The sequence below is a fragment of the Pseudocnuella soli genome, assembly GCF_004347775.1.
GTDB lineage: Bacteria > Bacteroidota > Bacteroidia > Chitinophagales > Chitinophagaceae > Flavisolibacter > Flavisolibacter aquaticus.
Genome location: NZ_CP037755.1, coordinates 13,285 through 30,148, shown reverse-complemented (window position 1 = coordinate 30,148; position 16,864 = coordinate 13,285). Strand labels below are relative to the sequence as shown.

The window sequence follows — 16,864 nt, the reverse complement described above, 5'->3', positions numbered from 1 at the left end:
ATGCGGGGTGCAGGTGGATTTTTTAAAATTACCTGCCAAATTATGGGCATACGTATAAAAAAAGATTACCCGGTGAAAAGTGCAACGTTAATCCGCATTTGCCCGGTTGATATCAGCTGCGATACTACTTTCCGTTTACTGTTTTGATAATGTTGCCAACAACTGGTCGAGGTAATCCAGGGTCATGGTAAATCCGCCCTGGAAGCCCATTTGGAGCATCTGCTCAAATCGTTCAGCCGATTCGTTATGGATCACAATGTTCACCGTTGTTGTGCCGTTTTGCTCGCTAAAAGTCAGGTTCCAGTTGGAGCCGGGCAACTGCGGATTCTCATCCTTATCGGCAAAAGCATTCATCATGCTAAAGCCGGTTTTGGGTGTAATGGATGTATACTTTTGAATCGACCAATGCTCCTGGCCTTCGGGGCTTACCATGGCATAAAAGCGCCGGCCGCCAACGGTAAAGTCCATCACTTTTGTTTTGGATACCCAAGGTTTGGGTGCCCACCACTGGTCCAGGATTTCCTGTTTGGTAAACGCATCCCAAACCAATGATTGGCTGGCCGCAAATTCCCTGTTGACGTACACTGTACTTGTTGCCCTGTCAACGATAAAATCGAAAAGCAAACTGGTTGTCATTTCTTCTTTTTTTTAAGTGTGGATAATACGTTGTCAAGCTGGCTGAACCGGGTTTCCCAAAGTGCTCTGAATTGATCGAGCCACTTGTCAATCTCTTTCATCTTTTCAACCTGGAGTGAGTAATAGATTTCGCGGCCCTGTTGTTCCTGTTGTACCAATTCGCATTCGGTTAGTATGCGCAGGTGTTTGGAAACGGCCTGGCGGGTGGTATTGAAATTTTCTGCAATGGCGTTTGGGGTCATTGCCTGCAAGGCAATCAGTGTAATGATGGCCCGCCTTGTTGGGTCGGCTATGGCCTGGAAAATGTCCCTTCTCATAGTGCTGCAAATATTTTTATGAAACCATATGGTTGCAAATATAAATGCAACTATTCGGTTTCGCAAGTTTATAATGTTTTTTGTAAATATTAGTGCGACGATGGGTTAAAAGAGATTTTACAATAATGACGTTAAACTCTTATCAGTGGAAGGCCTGTATTCTTTTAAATAGTCAAACTTTATTTCCGAATTTTTCAATGCATTTGCTGCAACCCTAAGCACTGCTGCCGATAAAGCAAAACCCAATGCCTTCGATATTGTGATGGGCAAAAACGCTATTCTATCCTAAATTGCAACAACGATATCGCCTCGAATATTCCACACATAAAACACATGAGAAAAAAATGAAGCTTTTCCTGAAAGCAATGGTGGCCGGCGTACTGCTAGCAACCGGCTACAGCGCCGTTGCACAAGATGCAGCCCGGTCGGCAGATACGGCCCGGCGCACTGCCCCGCGGGGCGGCATGCGGGCCTACAACGATGTTATTACAAAAGATGCCATCAGCGACAAGGGCCTGTTTGCCGTGCACAAAGTGGCCGATAAGTATTACTTCGAAATCCCCGACAGCCTGCTGCGCCGCGAGTTTCTGTGGATTACCCGCTTTGCAGCCATTCCTTCCGGTTTGGGTGGCGGCTTTATCAACGCCGGTTCTTCGGTAAACGAGCAGTTGGTGGTTTGGGAGCGGCTCGATAACCGCGTTTTACTGAAAAGCAAAAGCACATCCAGCTTTGCAGCCGATTCGCTACCGATCAATACCTCTGTTGTGGCCAACAACCACATGCCGGTGATCTTTGCATTTGACATTGCTGCATACAATAAGGAAACGGCCTCCAGCGTGGTGGATGTAACACGTTTTTTCCTGACCGATGTAAAAGCCATCAGCGGCATGACCGCTGCTATTCGTCGGGATTATAAAGTGAACAGGCTTGATGAAACCCGCAGTTTTATCAACAGCATGAAAAGCTTCCCCATGAATGTGGAAGTGCGGCAGGACCTTACTTATGATGCAGCCGAGCCGCCAGCCAATGCATCGAGTGGCACCATTAGTGTGTTGATGAACCAGTCGCTGGTGCTGTTGCCAAAAGTGCCGATGCAGCCACGCCTAAACGATTACCGCGTAGGGTATTTCAACCTGCGGCGCATCAACTACGGCAGCGAAGCATACAAGGCCGATGTTGTTTCGTATATCCGGCGGTGGCGACTGGAGCCTAAAGATGTAGCAGCGTACAAACGCGGGGAACTGGTAGAGCCGATCAAGCCCATTGTTTACTACCTCGATCCTGCCACACCGGCCAAATTGCGGCCTTATATCAAAGCCGGTGTAGAAGCATGGCAGCCGGTTTTTGAATCGGCCGGTTTTAAAAATGCAATTTTGGCAAAAGACCCGCCAACCGCTGCTGAAGATCCGGACTTTAACCCCGAAGATGTGCGCTACTCGGTGATCCGTTATGTGGCCAGCACCACACGCAACGCAGTTGGCCCAAGCGTTTCCGATCCACGCAGCGGCGAGATCATTGAAAGCGATATTATTTGGTACCACAATCACCTGCGTTCATACCGCAACCGCTATATGCTGGAAACCGGTGCGGCTAACCCCAAGGCACGTACGCTCAATACGGACCTGGAAGACCTGGGTGAAATGATGAAATACGTGATCACGCATGAAGTGGGTCATGCCGTTGGCCTGCCGCATAATATGAAAGCCAGTGCGGCATATCCAACCGATTCGTTGCGCAGTGCCAGCTTTACCAACAAAAACGGTATTGCCGCTACCATCATGGATTATGCCCGCTACAACTATGTGGCACAACCGGGTGATAAAGGCCTGCGTTTTGTGCGCCAGCTTGGGCCATACGATCATTATGTGATCAACTGGGGCTATCGCTATTTACCCGATGCCCGCTCGGCCGAAGATGAAGTGCCAACACTATCGAAGTGGATTGATGAAAAATCCGGCGATCCTATCTATCGGTTTGGTGCAGGTGATCCGTTCGATCCCGAAAGCCAGACCGAAAACATTGGCGACGACCCGGTAAAGGCCAGCAACTATGGCGTGCAAAACCTGAAGGTGGTTGCACCAAAACTATACGACTGGACTGCAGGCGCCACCAACGATTACGAAGATCTTTCGGAATTGTATGGTGAGCTTACCGGTACGCTGAGCCGGTACATTGGTCATGTGGTAACCAATATTGGCGGGGTAAAATATGAACGCTTAAAGCCCAATCAAAAAGGCGATATCTACACGCCGGTACCGGCAAAAGAACAAGCAGCATCGCTGGACTGGTTGCTGAAAAATGCATTCGGATCGATGGAATGGTTGAACCAGGCCAGGATCGTTCGCAACATTCACCATGCGGCTCATGTGGACAATATTCGTTCGGTGCAAGTGCGTCATCTCAATGCACTGTTGTCGCCCGACCGCTTGACAAGACTGATGGAGAATGAAGTGAAGGGTGTGCCGTTTACTGCGGTTGATTTGGTGAGCGGATTGCAACGCGGCATTTGGAGTGAGCTGGCAAGCGGCAGCAAGATCGACATCTATCGCCGCAACCTGCAAAAAGCTTATATCGACCGCATGGCGCAATTGCTGAACCCGCCGGCTGCAGCGTCTGCTGCAGCAAGCACTACCAACCCCAATGCAACCCCGGTTAACCTGAGCCAGTCGGATATCCGTTCCATTGCAAGGGCCAACCTGGTAAAGCTACGGCAGCAATTAACCGTTGCTGCACCAAAGCATAGCAACGATATTACCCGTTTCCACATTGATGATTCAATAGACCGCATCAACAAGATCCTGAAGCCACAGCAGGACTAAGGAAACAGTATTAAATAGCAAACGGGAGTAGTGTACGCTACTCCCGTTTTTTGTTTGATGCCTTTAATTGAGCTTGGACAAAATGCACTTACAATCTCCTGGAGTGTCATGCCAAGCTTGTTTCAGCAGTTCCGAACGGTATTTGTTGCAATGCTATTCGTACTGGATTTTTAATGTTTTTAGTTGCTCAATACAGATTGCTTTTTCAGCAGAGGAGTGTCATGCCGAACTTGTTTCGACATCTCCTACAACATCCTTAACACTGCCAATAGAAGGGGATGCCGAAACAAGTTCGGCATGACAGCTCACTAAACATTGCAAATTCATTGCGTATTGAAATATTTAAAAGTAATTACATGCCCGATATCGAGAAGTTGCTACAGTAGTAAAATGCAGCGCATAAAGTGATGGTTAGCCTTTGCCATCATTGCCAACAATGCTTTGCCCGGTGGGGCAAATGTCCAGCAAAACGCAGTGGTTGCAGTCGGGTTGAAAATGCGTGCACACACGTTGCCCGTGGCGCATCATCACCTGGTGGTTGTCGTACACTTCCTGCGCGGAAAATGTTACGGGCAATAAATCTTCCAATACGCGGTGCGCTTTTGCTTCACCAATTTTAGCTTCAATAATACCCAACCGCACAGCCACACGAAAATGATGAGAATCGACAGGCAGTGCTTTTGCCCGCAGTGTACTGAACGACATTACGGCCGCACTTGTTTTGGGCCCCACGCCGGGCAGCGCTTCCAGCCAGAGCCTCGCTTCGGCCACTTCCATATCGGCCAAAAAATCGAGTGATAATTCGTTGCGCATTTCTGAAATAATGCGCAGCACCTGCTGTATGCGCGGTGCTTTTTGTTCGGGCCAGGTGCATGGGCTGATCGCTGCTTCCACCTCGTTGGTAGGCGCATCCCGCACGGCTTCCCATGAGCCAAATGTAATTTTCAGGTTGCCAAAAGCTTTGCCCGAGTTGCTGTTTTTGGTGCGGTGTGATAGTAATGCAGAAACCAGTTCGCTCATCGGGTCGAGGTCGTGAAAATATTTGATGGCGGTGCCATACACCTCGCTGAGCCGGCGGTGTACTTCCAGCACAAAAGCTTCTTTATGTCCGTTCTGCTGCTGCATGTTTTTTTATAATGATAAAATCCCTGCCAAATGGGGCAGGGATTTTATGCAACAGTTGTTAGTGCATCTCATTTCAATAAAATAAACCGCAACAAGCCCTAGTTTTTTACAACAGGTCCCAGCCCTTGCGGTATTCGCGGTGCAGCAATGCATTGGCTTCATCGTCGTTGATGAATCGTTCCTTTTTGCTGTTCCAGGCAAGCGGGCGGCCCAGCCGGTACGAGATCAGCCCCAGGTGCATGGGCAGCGTCATTTGCCGAGCATACTCCAGGTTCGATTGGGGTTGGGTTCTGCTTTTTACCGCATCTATAAAATTTTGCTGGTGGCCCGGCGACCGCTGCAGCGTGATGGATACATTGGACAGGTCCGGCACCGTTTCGCCATTGATGGTAATGAGCCGCGAATTATAGTCGCATAGCAGCGTGCCCTTATCGCCTTCGAAATAGGCACCAATGCCGCGGCCCGCAGCGCCGGGCACATCGGGCACTTCATGGGTCCAGTAAAGCTTCAGGTCATCAAACTCGTAATCTACATCCAGCCACTGCGGCGCATCGTTGATGCCTTTTGGCGCTTCGCCTTTTGCACTGATCTTTTTCAAGCCCTTGGGGTTGAGCGACCAATACACCACATCGGCAATATGGCACCAGAAATCGGCAAACACGCCGCCGGAATAATCAAGAAAATACCGGTAAGTAAAATGACAGCGTTGCGGTGTGTAGTCTGCATATGGCGCCGGTCCCAGCCACATATCCCAATTGAGCGATGGCGGCGGTGCCCCAATCTGTGCCGGACCCAAATCGGGCGGCGCACCGGTTTTCCAAAGCCGCACGGTATGCACTTTCCCCAAAGCACCGGAGCGAATGATTTCCACTACGCGGTGGTAATTATCGCCGGCATGTATTTGCGTACCCATCTGGAAAACCCGCTTGTGCCGGTTCAGTGCTTTCAGCATTTGCTGTCCTTCCCAAACATCGTAGGAGAGGGGCTTTTCGCCATATACATCTTTGCCTGCTTTGAACGCCAGCGTTGCAATCGGCGCATGCCAGTGATCTGGGGTGGCGCAGGAAATAGCATCAATATCGTTACGGTCCAGCACCTTTCTAAAATCGCTGTAGCCCTGCGCCTTGTGTTGCGGCTGCAGGCCGGAGAGGGTTTTCAGGCTTTGCCCTAAATGATCTGCATCCACATCGCACAGCGCCACAATTTCTACATCGGGCAAACCTGCAAACCATTTCAGGTGGTTGTTGCCCATTTGGCCAACGCCTACAATGGCCATTCGAACCCGGTCGCTGGCGGCGGCTTTCCGTGTAAATGCGGGTAAAAACGCAAGGCCCAGGGCAGCGGTTCCGCCCTGTTGTAAAAACTGTCTTCTATGCATGGGAGAAAGGGTTGGTAACGCAGTGAAAGAAAATACAACGAACGTTTGTTGAAGCTGATAAAGCGCTTTAGAGTTCTTTTATCTGGATATCTTTCCAACGCACTTTAATGCCGCCACCGTCGTGTATTTGCAGGGCAATAAAACCGTTGCCCGCACCAATCTTTTCGTCTTTCAACTGCACCATCTGGTGGCCGTTGAGCCATGTGGTAACCTTGTCGCCAATCACTTCAATCTTCAAGTCGTTCCAGTCGGCTACTTTCAGGTGTTGTTCGTCTTCGGGTTTGGGTTGTATCAGCCAGCCGCGGCCATACGATTCGTAAATGCCGCCGGTATGATTGTTTAGCGGCGCCACCTCTACCTGCCAGCCACTGATTTTGGTGCCTTCGATGCCCGAGCGGATAAACACGCCGCTGTTGCCGTTGGCTTCCTGTTTGAACTTCAGCGTGAGGATAAAATTTTTATACTGCTTGTTGGTGGATAGGTATCCATAGCCTTTATCGGGCCCGCTTTCGCAAATCAGCTGGCCGTCGGCCACATACCATTTTTCGGTGCCGTGCACCGTCCAGCCGTCGAGGTTTTTACCGTTAAAAATGGGTTTGGAAGATTGTGCAGTGGCAGTGCCGGCCATTGCGCAGCAAAGCAAAAGGAGCAGTATTGTTTTCATGATGGCAATGTTGTTCCTGAAGATAAGATTTTCTGAAACGCATGTTTTGGTTGTTCGAGAAACAATCCCCGGCGACCACGACTTATCAAAAACGTCGGTGGGGAGTAAAACACCGTTCAACCGGCTGCCGGGTTTCATGTCGCGGGAAATTGCTACCTTCTCTATTCTAACGAAAACAAACGCTGTATGAACCGGAAGCAATTATCTGTAATTGCTTTGATGCTGGCCCTTTCCTGCACCTGGATCGCCTGTTTCCGGGAAGGTAACAATGCGCCGGAACTACCCGGAAAAGTGAGTTACAATTTTCACATCCGGCCCATCCTTTCCGATAAATGTTTTAAATGTCACGGTCCCGATGGCAACACGCTGGAAGCCGGCCTGCGCCTTGATGCAGCGCAGTATGCCTATGCGCCGCTCACCGAAACAAAGGGTGCTTTTGCCATTGTGCCGGGCAAGCCCGAACAGTCCGAGCTGTTCAAACGTATTTCTTCTACCGATTCCACTTACATGATGCCGGTGCCGGAGTCGCATTTAGGTGCATTGACCAAATATGAAATAAAACTGTTCAAAAAATGGATTGAACAAGGCGCAACCTATGAGCCGCACTGGGCATTTCAAAAGCCGCAAAAAGCAGCACTGCCCAAGATCAAAAACGGGGAGTGGGCAAAAAACGAGATCGACTTTTTTATTGCAGAAAAGCTGCAGCAGGCCGGGCTTACGCCCAATGAACCCGCAACAACAGCGTATTTGCTGAAACGACTTTCTTTTGACATTACCGGGCTGCCGCCAACCGAGGAACTGATGAATGCAATGCAAAAAGACAGCAGTGCCGGTGCTTATGAAAAAGCAGTGGATGCCCTGTTGCAATCGGCCCGGTTTGGTGAAAAGATGGCCGTGCATTGGCTGGATGTGGCGCGTTACTCGGACAGTTATGGCTACCAGGATGATAATGTACGAACGCAGTGGGCATGGCGCGACTGGGTAATACATGCATTCAATAAAAACATGCCGTACGACCAGTTTATTACCTGGCAGATTGCCGGCGATATGTTGCCCAACGTTACTAAAGAACAGGTGCTGGCCACTGCATTTTTTCGCAACCACAAATACACGGAAGAAGGCGGTGTGGTGCCCGAAGAATACCGCATTGAATACATCATCGACAAAACAAAAACCTACAGCAAAGGCATCCTTGGATTGACGGCCGAATGTGCCCAGTGCCACGATCATAAGTATGATCCTATTTCGCAAAAGGAATACTTCCAGTTGTTTGCATTTTTCAACAACACCAAAGAAGTAGGTTATGAAGGGGATGTTACCCAATCGAAGCCAGCTAAGACTCCGGTTTTGAGTTTAAGTGATGCAGAAGTAAAAAGCATATACACGTTCATCAACAAAAAGGATACAGGAGCAATTAGCGTTTCGGTAATGGGAGAAAATGATACCCTGCGTAAAACTTATATCTTGGACCGGGGTGTGTACGACCGGCCAACGGTTGAAGTACAACCCGTGCCGCTGCAGGCAGTATTGAAAACCGATACAACGGTGAAGCGTAACCGGTTAGATCTGGCACTGTGGACAGTAGATAAAGAAAACCCGTTGACTGCCCGGGTGTTTGTAAACCAGGTGTGGCAGGAAATATTCGGCCGCGGGCTGGTGAAAACATCCGGTGATTTTGGCATGCAGGGCGAGTTGCCCACCCATCCCGAACTGCTCGACTGGCTGGCGGTTGATTTTATGGAAAACGGCTGGAACATCAAGCGGCTGGTAAAACAAATTGTTACTTCCGCCACGTACCGGCAATCAGCCAAGGTGACTGAAGAAAGCTTCAAAAAAGATCCCGAAAATAAATACCTGTCCCGGGCACCGCGCCTGCGGCTGAAGGCAGAATTTGTTCGCGACCTGGTGCTGGCCAGCAGCGGTCTTTTGGTGCCCACCATCGGCGGGCCGAGTGTAAAGCCCTACCAACCCAAAGGCATTTGGGAAGCAGCCACTTCGGGCCGTGGCGAACTGGCTACCTACAAACAAGATACCGGCGAAGCGCTGTACCGGCGCGGCATGTATACGTTTATCAAGCTCACTGTGCCGCCACCGGGCATGATGATGTTTGATGCCAGCAACCGCGACCAGTGTGAAGTAAAAAGACTGCAAACCAATACGCCATTGCAGGCGCTGGTAATGATGAACGATCCCACGGTGTTAGAAGCATCACGTGTGTTGGCGCAACGCCTTTTGGTGGAAAAAGCATCAACCGATGAACGACTGCGCACAGCGTTCCGCCGCATTATTTGCCGCAATGCAAATCAAAAAGAATTTTCCATTTTGAAAAACTATCACGATGCGCAATTGGCGCAGTTCCGGCAGGGAAAATTAGATGCTGTCAAAACGCTGAACGTGGGTGAATATCCGCACAATGAACAATTAAATAAAGCGGCAGCTGCAGCGCTGATGAAAGTGGTGAATATGATCTATAACATGGAAGAAGCCATTATAAAAACATAGTCATGGCAAAAGAATTTTTGGAACATACCCTCAACATAAACCGGCGTAAGTTTTTGTCGAAATTGAGCCTGGGCATTGGCAGTGTAGCGTTGGGCTCCCTGTTAATTCCCGACCTGTTTAGTGGCAAGCCGGATGAAGAAGCGCTGATGGCAGGACTGCCGCATTTTGCACCCAAGGCCAAGCGCATTATATACCTGTTTCAAAACGGTGCGCCATCACAGCTTGACCTGTTTGATTACAAACCCAAATTGCAGGAAATGTTTGGGCAGGATTTGCCCGCTTCCATCCGCATGGGACAACGCCTTACCGGCATGACGGCTGAACAGGAAAAGTTTCCCCTGGCGGGCAGCATGTTCCAGTTCAATCAATACGGCGAGGCAAGGGCATGGATTAGCGAACTGCTGCCATACACCGCAAAAGTGGTGGACGACATTTGTATCATCAAAACCTTACATACCGAAGCCATCAACCACGATCCTGCACTTACTTTTTTCCAGACCGGTGCACAGGTAGGCAACCGCCCCAGCATGGGTGCCTGGCTCAGTTACGGCTTGGGCAGTGAAAACAAAAATTTGCCTGCATACTGTGTGTTGCTATCGAAAGGAAAAGGCAACGGGCAGGGCGTTTATTCAAAGCTGTGGACCAATGGATTTTTAGACTCCGTGCACCAGGGTGTTCAATTCAGCAGTGGTGAAAACCCGGTGTTTTATTTGGGCAACCACGAAAGCATTTCCACCACAGACCGGCGGGCCATGCTGGACCACCTCGCGGCGTTGAACGAAGAAACATACAAGGAATTTGGCGACCCGGAAATTACCGCCAAAGTGCAGCAATATGAAATGGCGTATCGCATGCAAACCGCGGTGCCCGAGATCACTGATTTGAGCAAAGAACCGGAAGACATCATTAAACTATACGGCCCCGATTGCCTGGTGCCGGGCACTTATGCAGCCAACTGTTTACTGGCGCGAAAGCTGTCGGAAAACGGTGTGCGCTTTGTGCAATTATACCACCAGGGCTGGGATGGCCACGGCAACCTGCCCGGTGAAATCAGGGGACAGTGCCTCGACACCGACCAGGCATCTGCAGCACTCATTACCGATCTTAAACAGCGCGGTATGCTCGACGAAACACTAGTGATCTGGGGTGGCGAATTTGGCCGCACCAATTATTGCCAGGGTCCGCTGGCAAAGGACAATTACGGCCGCGATCATCATCCGCGTTGCTTTACCGTGTGGATGGCAGGTGGCGGTGTGAAGCCCGGTGTGTATGGCGAGACGGATGAATTTGGATACAATATTGCCGAGAACGGTGTGCACGTGCACGATTTTCACGCCACCATTTTACACCTGATGGGGCTCAACCACGAACAGCTTACGTTCAAACATTTAGGGCGCCGCTACCGCCTTACCGATGTTGCCGGCAACGTAGTAAAAGACATCATTGCATAAACCACCGCTTCCCTTTTTTCACTTAAAAAAATGTTCATGCACCGCCGCCATTTTATCAGAAACACTTCGTTGGGCATCACCGGTTTTTTGCTGCAGGCGCCGCTAAAAGCGCAAAGCGAAGTGGTGTTGGGCCACAACAACAAAAGGTATCGCATCAACACAAAATGGAGCAGTGCCGATGTATCTCGGTATCCGGTAAAAGATTGCCACGAAATGGTGCAGGATGCAAAGGGCCGCATTATTTTATTGACCAACGAAACAAAAAACAATGTGCTCATTTATGATAAAGGCGGAAAATTATTAAGCAGTTGGGGCATCGAATATCCCGGCGCACATGGCCTTACTTTATTCAATGAAAATGGCACTGATGTTTTATTCATTTGCGACAACAACCGCCACCAGGTAATTAAAACCACGATGGATGGCAAGGTGCTGCTGACACTCGATTATCCTAAAGAAACCGGCCAATACACAAAAGCCGAAGAATACGTACCTACGGAAACCGCCATTGCGCCTAATGGCGACATTTATGTAGTAGATGGTTATGGTAAAGACTTCGTGATACAATACAATGCAGCAGGCAAATACATCCGGCATTTTGGCGGCAGGGGTGAAGGCGATCAATACTTGCTCAATGCGCATGGTGTATGTGTGGATATGCGTAATGCCGCACAGCCCACGCTGATCGTTACCTCGCGGCAACAACATGCATTCAAACGGTATACTTTGGACGGCCGGTACCTTAATACAGTGGCGCTGCCGGGTGCATGGGTTTGCCGCCCGGTTATCAGGGGCGATTACCTGTATGCGGCTGTGTTGCAAAGCAATGCAAATCCATGGAAGCAATCTGGTTTTGTAACCATTCTGGATAAAGACTTTAAAGTGGTTTCCAACTTAGGTGGCAACGAACCGGTGTACAACAATGGAATGTTGCAGGAGTTGATGCAACAGGACAAAGTATTTCAATACCCGCATGATGTATGTATCGATGATGAAGAGAATATGTATGTAGCGCAATGGAACTCGGGCAATATTTATCCTTATAAGCTTACTCCTGTTATTTGATTTGTATTGTTTTTGATGAATCTCTGAACCCTGCAAGTATTGCATGATGCGCTGGAAAACGGTTTTGTTCAATATTGCTTTTGCACTCAATTGCCTGCTCTTTTTTTTGATCTTGCTGGAGCAGCAGTTGCAGGTGCCGCTTTGGTTGCAGGTGGCGGGCCGCATGCATCCACTGGTACTGCATTTTCCTATTGTATTGCTGGTGCTCACCATTTTTTGGGAACTGTTACCACATAGCGAACAAACCGGTGCAGCGGCCAAAACATACATCGGTGATGTGCTTCTTTTATCGACATCGTTGAGTGCGGCAATTACTTCGCTATTGGGCCTCTTTCTTTCGCGTGAAGAAGGGTATGCACCTGATGTACTGCTGTGGCATAAATGGGGTGGCGTTGCGCTGTCGCTGCTTACGTTGGTGTGGTACATGCTGCGCCGGCAGGTGCGCCAGGCAAAACCTCTTTTAGTTGTTATAACCGGTGCTGGCTTGGTTGCTATTTTAGTGACCGGCCACCAGGGTGCAAACATCACGCATGGCGACAATTTTTTGCTGGCGCCCATGATGGCAGGAACAGGCCAGCCCGCAATTTTACTGGATGATGCAGTCGTATTTACCCACATGGTGCAGCCTATTTTGGAAACAAAATGCACGGGCTGCCACAATGAGCAAAAAGCAAAAGGCAACCTGGTGATGACCACACAGGCTGCATTGCTCAAAGGCGGTAAAACCGGCCCGCTGTGGGATCGTAACGAACAGGATTTTGGACTGATGTTTCGGCGTGTTCATTTGCCCCTGGAAAACAAAAAGCACATGCCGCCGAAAGGCAAGCCGCAGCTTACCGACGAAGAGTTGGCCATCATTTATCATTGGGTAAAAAGGGGTGCCGATTTTAGCGCAAAAGTGGCGGACCTGCCTGCTACCGATACGTTGCGCATACTTGCCGGCTTTTTGTTTCAAACCATTGAAACGGATCAATACAGTTTTGCTGCTGCCGACGAAACAAAAATCAAAAGCCTCAATACAAGTTACCGGGTGATCAGCCCACTTGCTGCGGCATCGCCGGCACTTGGTGTGGCGTTTTTTAGCGCTGCAAATTTTAATGCGGAGCACTTAAAAGAATTGTTGCCGATTAAAGAGCAGGTGGTATCGCTGAACCTCAGTAAAATGCCAATTACGGATGCCGACCTGAAGATGGTGGGGCAATTCAAAAACCTGCGCAAATTGAACCTCTCTTTTACAGCCATTTCTGGTGCAGGACTAGGCGCATTAAAGGATTTGGCACAGTTAAAACAGCTTTCATTATCGGGCACAGGAGTGGAATGGAATGAAGTGGCACCGTTGGCAGCATTGCCCAAATTATCCCGCCTGTTTTTGTGGAACACACCTATTGGCGGTGTAGGTATTCAACAAGCTGCTGCACGATACCCGCAGTTAAAAATTGAAGGCGGATATACAGGCGATACCGTGGTGTTAAAACTAAACCCGCCACTGCTGCAAAATGAAGCGCAGATTATTGCGGAACCGGTGCCGCTGCAATTAAAACATTACATCAAAGGCACCACCATTCGCTACACCACTGATGGTTCCATTCCCGACAGCCTGCATGCACCGGTATTTACCAGCGGCGCAATGATTAACCAAAGCATGACCATCAAAGCAAAGGCATTCAAGCAAGGCTGGATCAGCAGCGATGTAGTGGAACGAAGTTTTTACAAAGCCGGTTACAAACCCGATTCGGTACTGTTGGTACACCCGCCCAACGAGCAGTATAAAGGCGATGGGGCCCGCACATTATTCGACGCCCAAAAAGGTGATCAGAATTTTCGCAGCGGTAAATGGTTAGGGTTTAAGGAACAAGCACTCACTGTGCAAATGTTGTTCAAACAACCGGTAACACTATCATCAGTAGCAGTGAGCACCCTTGTTGACATTGGCTCTTACATTATGCCGCCGCAACAGCTTGAAGTGTGGGGTGGCAAACATCCTTCGAAGTTGCGGTTGTTGGGCAGACTGCGTCCGCAACAGCCCCTAAAGGATACATCAGGCTACATGCAGGGATACCAGGTTTTGTTTGATGCGACGCAGGTAAGTGTAATAAAACTGGTGGCGGTGCCGGTAGGCAAATTGCCAGCATGGCATCGCGGCAAAGGCGATAAGGGGTGGGTGTTTGTGGATGAAGTTTTTTTTAACCAATAAAGTGCCTGGATTTAAATTGGCCTGTTAGCCGATGCTTGTTTTAAATGCATGAATCACATAGTCGGCAGGTTGATAAAGCAGCGTTTCATTGACCGATACGAATGAATGGTTTTGTTCGTCGGGCCGGGGCATTTTTATATTGTACTCCTTGTTGAGTTGCGCATGCATTTTTGTGCCATCAATTGCTTTTGACAGGGCCAGCGAGTAGATGTTGGTGCCGCCAGGCATTGGTGCTATTTTAATCCCAGAAATTTTATTCAACGCACCGGATATTTTACCCCAGGTTTCAATTGCTTTTTGCAGGCGTTCTTCAAACCCTTGCAGCCGGTGCAGCGCCATCGCGGCATTGGTCCAGTTGCCGTACATCGAGCCCCCATGCACTTTCATCAGGCGCGGCATTTTATCAATCACCTCTTTGCTGCCGCACAACACTGCTCCGGCGCTAGCGCCAAAATATTTATACAGCGAAATATAAACCGTATCAAAATGCGCTGCATATTCCTTTACGGAAACACCCGTCCACGCTGCTGCCATAAAGATGCGTGCACCATCCAGGTGTAGCCTGATGTTTTTTGCACGGCAATAGTCTGCAATCTTTTTGATCTCTGCCAGCGGAACGGTCTTGCCATTTGTTCTTCGCACCGGGTTTTCGATGCTCACCGCACCAATGCCTGTTTCAAAAACTTCCGCTTCTGCCAATGCTTCAATGCTGTGCTGCAGTTGCTGTGCGGTAAAATAGGTTTCGCCGGGAGCCAGTGGCATCAGTCTTTTATAAAAAATGCTTTGTGCTGCATCGGCTTCATCGCGGTACACGTGGCTGGTGTCTTGCACAAACACTTTCGACTTATCGCCACCTAATACCGAAAGCGCCAGTTGGTTGGCCATGGTGCCGCTAGGCATGAAGATGGCTTTTTCTTTGCCGGTTATGGCTGCAAACTTGTTTTCCAACGCTGCTACTGCACCGCCAACGCCATACCGGTCCTGCTCAAATTTAGTTGCAGCAAATGCGTTTGATAGTTCAGCGATGTATGCATCCGGAGCAAACATTTCGCCATCACCAAAAAGCTTGATGGCTTGATTGCTGGGCGCTGCGCCTGCATTCGTAGCATCATCAGCTGCCATGAGTTTGCCGGCAGGAAGCAGTGTTGGAAGCAACGCTATTGTTCCTCTTTTTAAAAAATTTCTTCTGCCAAGAAAAGCCATGGACTAAGTTTTATTTCGGTGGGAAATGCAATAAAATGTTTTAACAGCGTAGAGTTGAGTTTGCGGTTGATCAGTCAACTAATATACAGCAATTGCTCTTTTATTGTTCTAAGCTAACTGGATGACCCGGTATGTACAAATATGGCAGTTTGTATATTTTTTATTATGGACTAAATACCAGCGATGCGCCAACTGTGAAGATTGAGTTTTGAAGGTGATTGGTCTTAAAGCTTCATCAATTTCCATTTACATAAAAGGAAAACCGCCAACCCAACAGCCAACTGGTATAAATTAAAAAGCCCCGGACTGTTGTACAACAGGCATCCGGGGCTTTTTTCTGCGGACTGGACGGGACTCGAACCCGCGACCTCCGCCGTGACAGGGCGGCATTCTAACCAACTGAACTACCAATCCGTTTCGGACGGCAAATATAATGTGTTCGGTTCAATTTGTTCCAATTTTATAAAAAATGTTGGCTGTTGGCGGTTGGCGCAAGAGGCCGCGGTTATGCCCATAGAATTGTGTTGATTTGCAGCCACGCAACATGGCCACACCACATTTTCTAAAAACACGCATGGCACCTACGCCCAGCGGCTACCTGCACCTGGGCAACATCTTGTCGTTTGTACTCACACAGGCGCTGGCAGCGCGGCATGGCGACAAAGTATTGTTGCGCATCGATGATATGGACCGCGACCGGGCCGCACCGCATTTCATTGAAGATATTTTTGATACACTCCACTTCCTCGAGCTTCCCTGGCAGGAGGGGCCTGTCGATGCCAGCGATTTTGCGCTGCATTTTGCACAGCACCACCGTCTGCCTTTGTATCAAAATGCGGTGCAACAATTAATCGATGGCGGGCATGTGTTTGCCTGTACCTGCTCAAGAGCCGATGTGTTGCGGCAAAATGCTGCAGCCATTTATCCCGGCACCTGCTTGCACAAAGGGTTGCCGTTGAATACACCCAACAGCGCATTGCGCCTGAAAACTCCGGGTTCAGTTTTGATACAGATGCATACACTCAACGGCGTGCAGTCTGTGCCGCAATTCCCGGAAGCGCTGCGCTATTTTGTAGTGCGCAAAAAGGACGGCATGCCGGCATACCAACTTTGTTCTGTGATGGATGATGTTCATTTTGGTATGGACTTGGTGGTAAGGGGCGCCGACCTGTGGCACTCTACTTTAGCGCAGTTGTATTTAGCAACTTTACTGGATGTTCCTCAATTTGCCCGCACCACATTTGTACACCACCCGCTGTTGGTATCGGAAGGGGGTGATAAGTTATCTAAATCGGCAGGTGCCACTTCGGTTTTTGGGATGCGTAAGGAGGGTTATACAAAAGCTGCAGTGTACCGGGCTGTGGCCCGCATGCTGGCAATAGATCAAGATGTTACCAACTGGCAGGAGTTGGCCGTAGCGATGCATACGTTACCCGGTTGGAGTGGAGGTATTTGATTTTCTATCTAAGGGTGTAAAACGATACTGCTATTAACGCAGCATTTTGTTAAC

General features: G+C 49.2%; 12 protein-coding genes and 1 tRNA gene. 6 read left to right on the top strand and 7 right to left on the bottom strand.

The features are described 5' to 3' along the window. Positions 1 to 135: 135 nt before the first annotated feature. Positions 136 to 636, bottom strand: a complete 501-nt coding sequence (locus EPD17_RS00125; RefSeq protein ID WP_132050741.1) for an SRPBCC family protein — start codon at positions 634 to 636, stop codon at positions 136 to 138. Continuing rightward, positions 633 to 953, bottom strand: coding sequence for an ArsR/SmtB family transcription factor (locus EPD17_RS00120; RefSeq protein ID WP_132050739.1), 321 nt, complete (start codon positions 951 to 953; stop codon positions 633 to 635). Before EPD17_RS00120 ends, EPD17_RS00125 begins: the two co-directional genes overlap by 4 nt. A 344-nt stretch (positions 954 to 1,297) precedes the next feature. Between EPD17_RS00120 and EPD17_RS00115 the strand changes: the two genes are divergently transcribed. After that, entirely contained in the window at positions 1,298 to 3,772 is a 2,475-nt protein-coding gene (locus tag EPD17_RS00115; RefSeq protein WP_132050737.1) for a zinc-dependent metalloprotease, read from the top strand. A 411-nt stretch (positions 3,773 to 4,183) separates the two neighbouring features. Here EPD17_RS00115 and EPD17_RS00110 read toward each other — a convergent pair whose 3' ends face one another. The 3 genes from EPD17_RS00110 to EPD17_RS00100 all read right to left on the bottom strand — a co-directional run bounded on the left by EPD17_RS00110 (position 4,184) and on the right by EPD17_RS00100 (position 6,939). Then, positions 4,184 to 4,897 (bottom strand): endonuclease III domain-containing protein, encoded by a 714-nt coding sequence (locus tag EPD17_RS00110; RefSeq protein WP_132050735.1) that lies wholly within the window; start codon positions 4,895 to 4,897, stop codon positions 4,184 to 4,186. Between the two features lie 106 nt (positions 4,898 to 5,003). Further along, positions 5,004 to 6,275, bottom strand: a complete 1,272-nt coding sequence (locus tag EPD17_RS00105; protein ID WP_132050732.1) for a Gfo/Idh/MocA family protein — start codon at positions 6,273 to 6,275, stop codon at positions 5,004 to 5,006. A gap of 67 nt (positions 6,276 to 6,342) precedes the next feature. Next, the gene (locus EPD17_RS00100; RefSeq protein WP_132050730.1) at positions 6,343 to 6,939 is read right to left on the bottom strand and encodes a 3-keto-disaccharide hydrolase; all 597 of its coding nucleotides are present in this window, start codon (positions 6,937 to 6,939) and stop codon (positions 6,343 to 6,345) included. 186 nt (positions 6,940 to 7,125) lie between these two features. Between EPD17_RS00100 and EPD17_RS00095 the strand changes: the two genes are divergently transcribed. The 4 genes from EPD17_RS00095 to EPD17_RS00080 are packed head-to-tail and all read left to right on the top strand — an operon-like array spanning position 7,126 to position 14,151. Further along, positions 7,126 to 9,441, top strand: coding sequence for a PSD1 and planctomycete cytochrome C domain-containing protein (locus EPD17_RS00095; RefSeq protein WP_132050728.1), 2,316 nt, complete (start codon positions 7,126 to 7,128; stop codon positions 9,439 to 9,441). Between the two features lie 2 nt (positions 9,442 to 9,443). Beyond that, the gene (locus tag EPD17_RS00090; RefSeq protein WP_132050726.1) at positions 9,444 to 10,892 is read left to right on the top strand and encodes a DUF1501 domain-containing protein; all 1,449 of its coding nucleotides are present in this window, start codon (positions 9,444 to 9,446) and stop codon (positions 10,890 to 10,892) included. A gap of 36 nt (positions 10,893 to 10,928) precedes the next feature. After that, complete coding sequence (locus tag EPD17_RS00085; protein WP_132050724.1) at positions 10,929 to 11,957, top strand: 6-bladed beta-propeller; 1,029 nt, start codon at positions 10,929 to 10,931, stop codon at positions 11,955 to 11,957. A 43-nt stretch (positions 11,958 to 12,000) separates the two neighbouring features. Continuing rightward, positions 12,001 to 14,151, top strand: a complete 2,151-nt coding sequence (locus tag EPD17_RS00080; protein ID WP_132050722.1) for an FN3 associated domain-containing protein — start codon at positions 12,001 to 12,003, stop codon at positions 14,149 to 14,151. 24 nt (positions 14,152 to 14,175) lie between these two features. Here EPD17_RS00080 and EPD17_RS00075 read toward each other — a convergent pair whose 3' ends face one another. Together EPD17_RS00075 and EPD17_RS00070 are read right to left on the bottom strand one after the other, a co-directional pair. Beyond that, positions 14,176 to 15,273, bottom strand: a complete 1,098-nt coding sequence (locus EPD17_RS00075) for a threonine aldolase family protein (protein WP_165929472.1) — start codon at positions 15,271 to 15,273, stop codon at positions 14,176 to 14,178. A 421-nt stretch (positions 15,274 to 15,694) separates the two neighbouring features. Beyond that, positions 15,695 to 15,768 (bottom strand) — tRNA-Asp (locus EPD17_RS00070). 160 nt (positions 15,769 to 15,928) lie between these two features. Here EPD17_RS00070 and EPD17_RS00065 point away from each other — a divergent pair. Continuing rightward, positions 15,929 to 16,810, top strand: coding sequence for a glutamate--tRNA ligase family protein (locus EPD17_RS00065; protein ID WP_165929471.1), 882 nt, complete (start codon positions 15,929 to 15,931; stop codon positions 16,808 to 16,810). Positions 16,811 to 16,864 lie beyond the last annotated feature (54 nt).

Excerpts from the sequence above, each read along its gene's own strand:
- EPD17_RS00125 (WP_132050741.1), bottom strand. The coding sequence starts at position 636 with ATGACAACCAGTTTGCTTTTCGATTTTATCGTTGACAGGGCAACAAGT.
- EPD17_RS00120 (WP_132050739.1), bottom strand. The coding sequence starts at position 953 with ATGAGAAGGGACATTTTCCAGGCCATAGCCGACCCAACAAGGCGGGCC.
- EPD17_RS00115 (WP_132050737.1), top strand. The coding sequence starts at position 1,298 with ATGAAGCTTTTCCTGAAAGCAATGGTGGCCGGCGTACTGCTAGCAACC.
- EPD17_RS00110 (WP_132050735.1), bottom strand. The coding sequence starts at position 4,897 with ATGCAGCAGCAGAACGGACATAAAGAAGCTTTTGTGCTGGAAGTACAC.
- EPD17_RS00105 (WP_132050732.1), bottom strand. The coding sequence starts at position 6,275 with ATGCATAGAAGACAGTTTTTACAACAGGGCGGAACCGCTGCCCTGGGC.
- EPD17_RS00100 (WP_132050730.1), bottom strand. The coding sequence starts at position 6,939 with ATGAAAACAATACTGCTCCTTTTGCTTTGCTGCGCAATGGCCGGCACT.
- EPD17_RS00095 (WP_132050728.1), top strand. The coding sequence starts at position 7,126 with ATGAACCGGAAGCAATTATCTGTAATTGCTTTGATGCTGGCCCTTTCC.
- EPD17_RS00090 (WP_132050726.1), top strand. The coding sequence starts at position 9,444 with ATGGCAAAAGAATTTTTGGAACATACCCTCAACATAAACCGGCGTAAG.
- EPD17_RS00085 (WP_132050724.1), top strand. The coding sequence starts at position 10,929 with ATGCACCGCCGCCATTTTATCAGAAACACTTCGTTGGGCATCACCGGT.
- EPD17_RS00080 (WP_132050722.1), top strand. The coding sequence starts at position 12,001 with ATGATGCGCTGGAAAACGGTTTTGTTCAATATTGCTTTTGCACTCAAT.
- EPD17_RS00075 (WP_165929472.1), bottom strand. The coding sequence starts at position 15,273 with ATGGCAGCTGATGATGCTACGAATGCAGGCGCAGCGCCCAGCAATCAA.
- EPD17_RS00065 (WP_165929471.1), top strand. The coding sequence starts at position 15,929 with ATGGCACCTACGCCCAGCGGCTACCTGCACCTGGGCAACATCTTGTCG.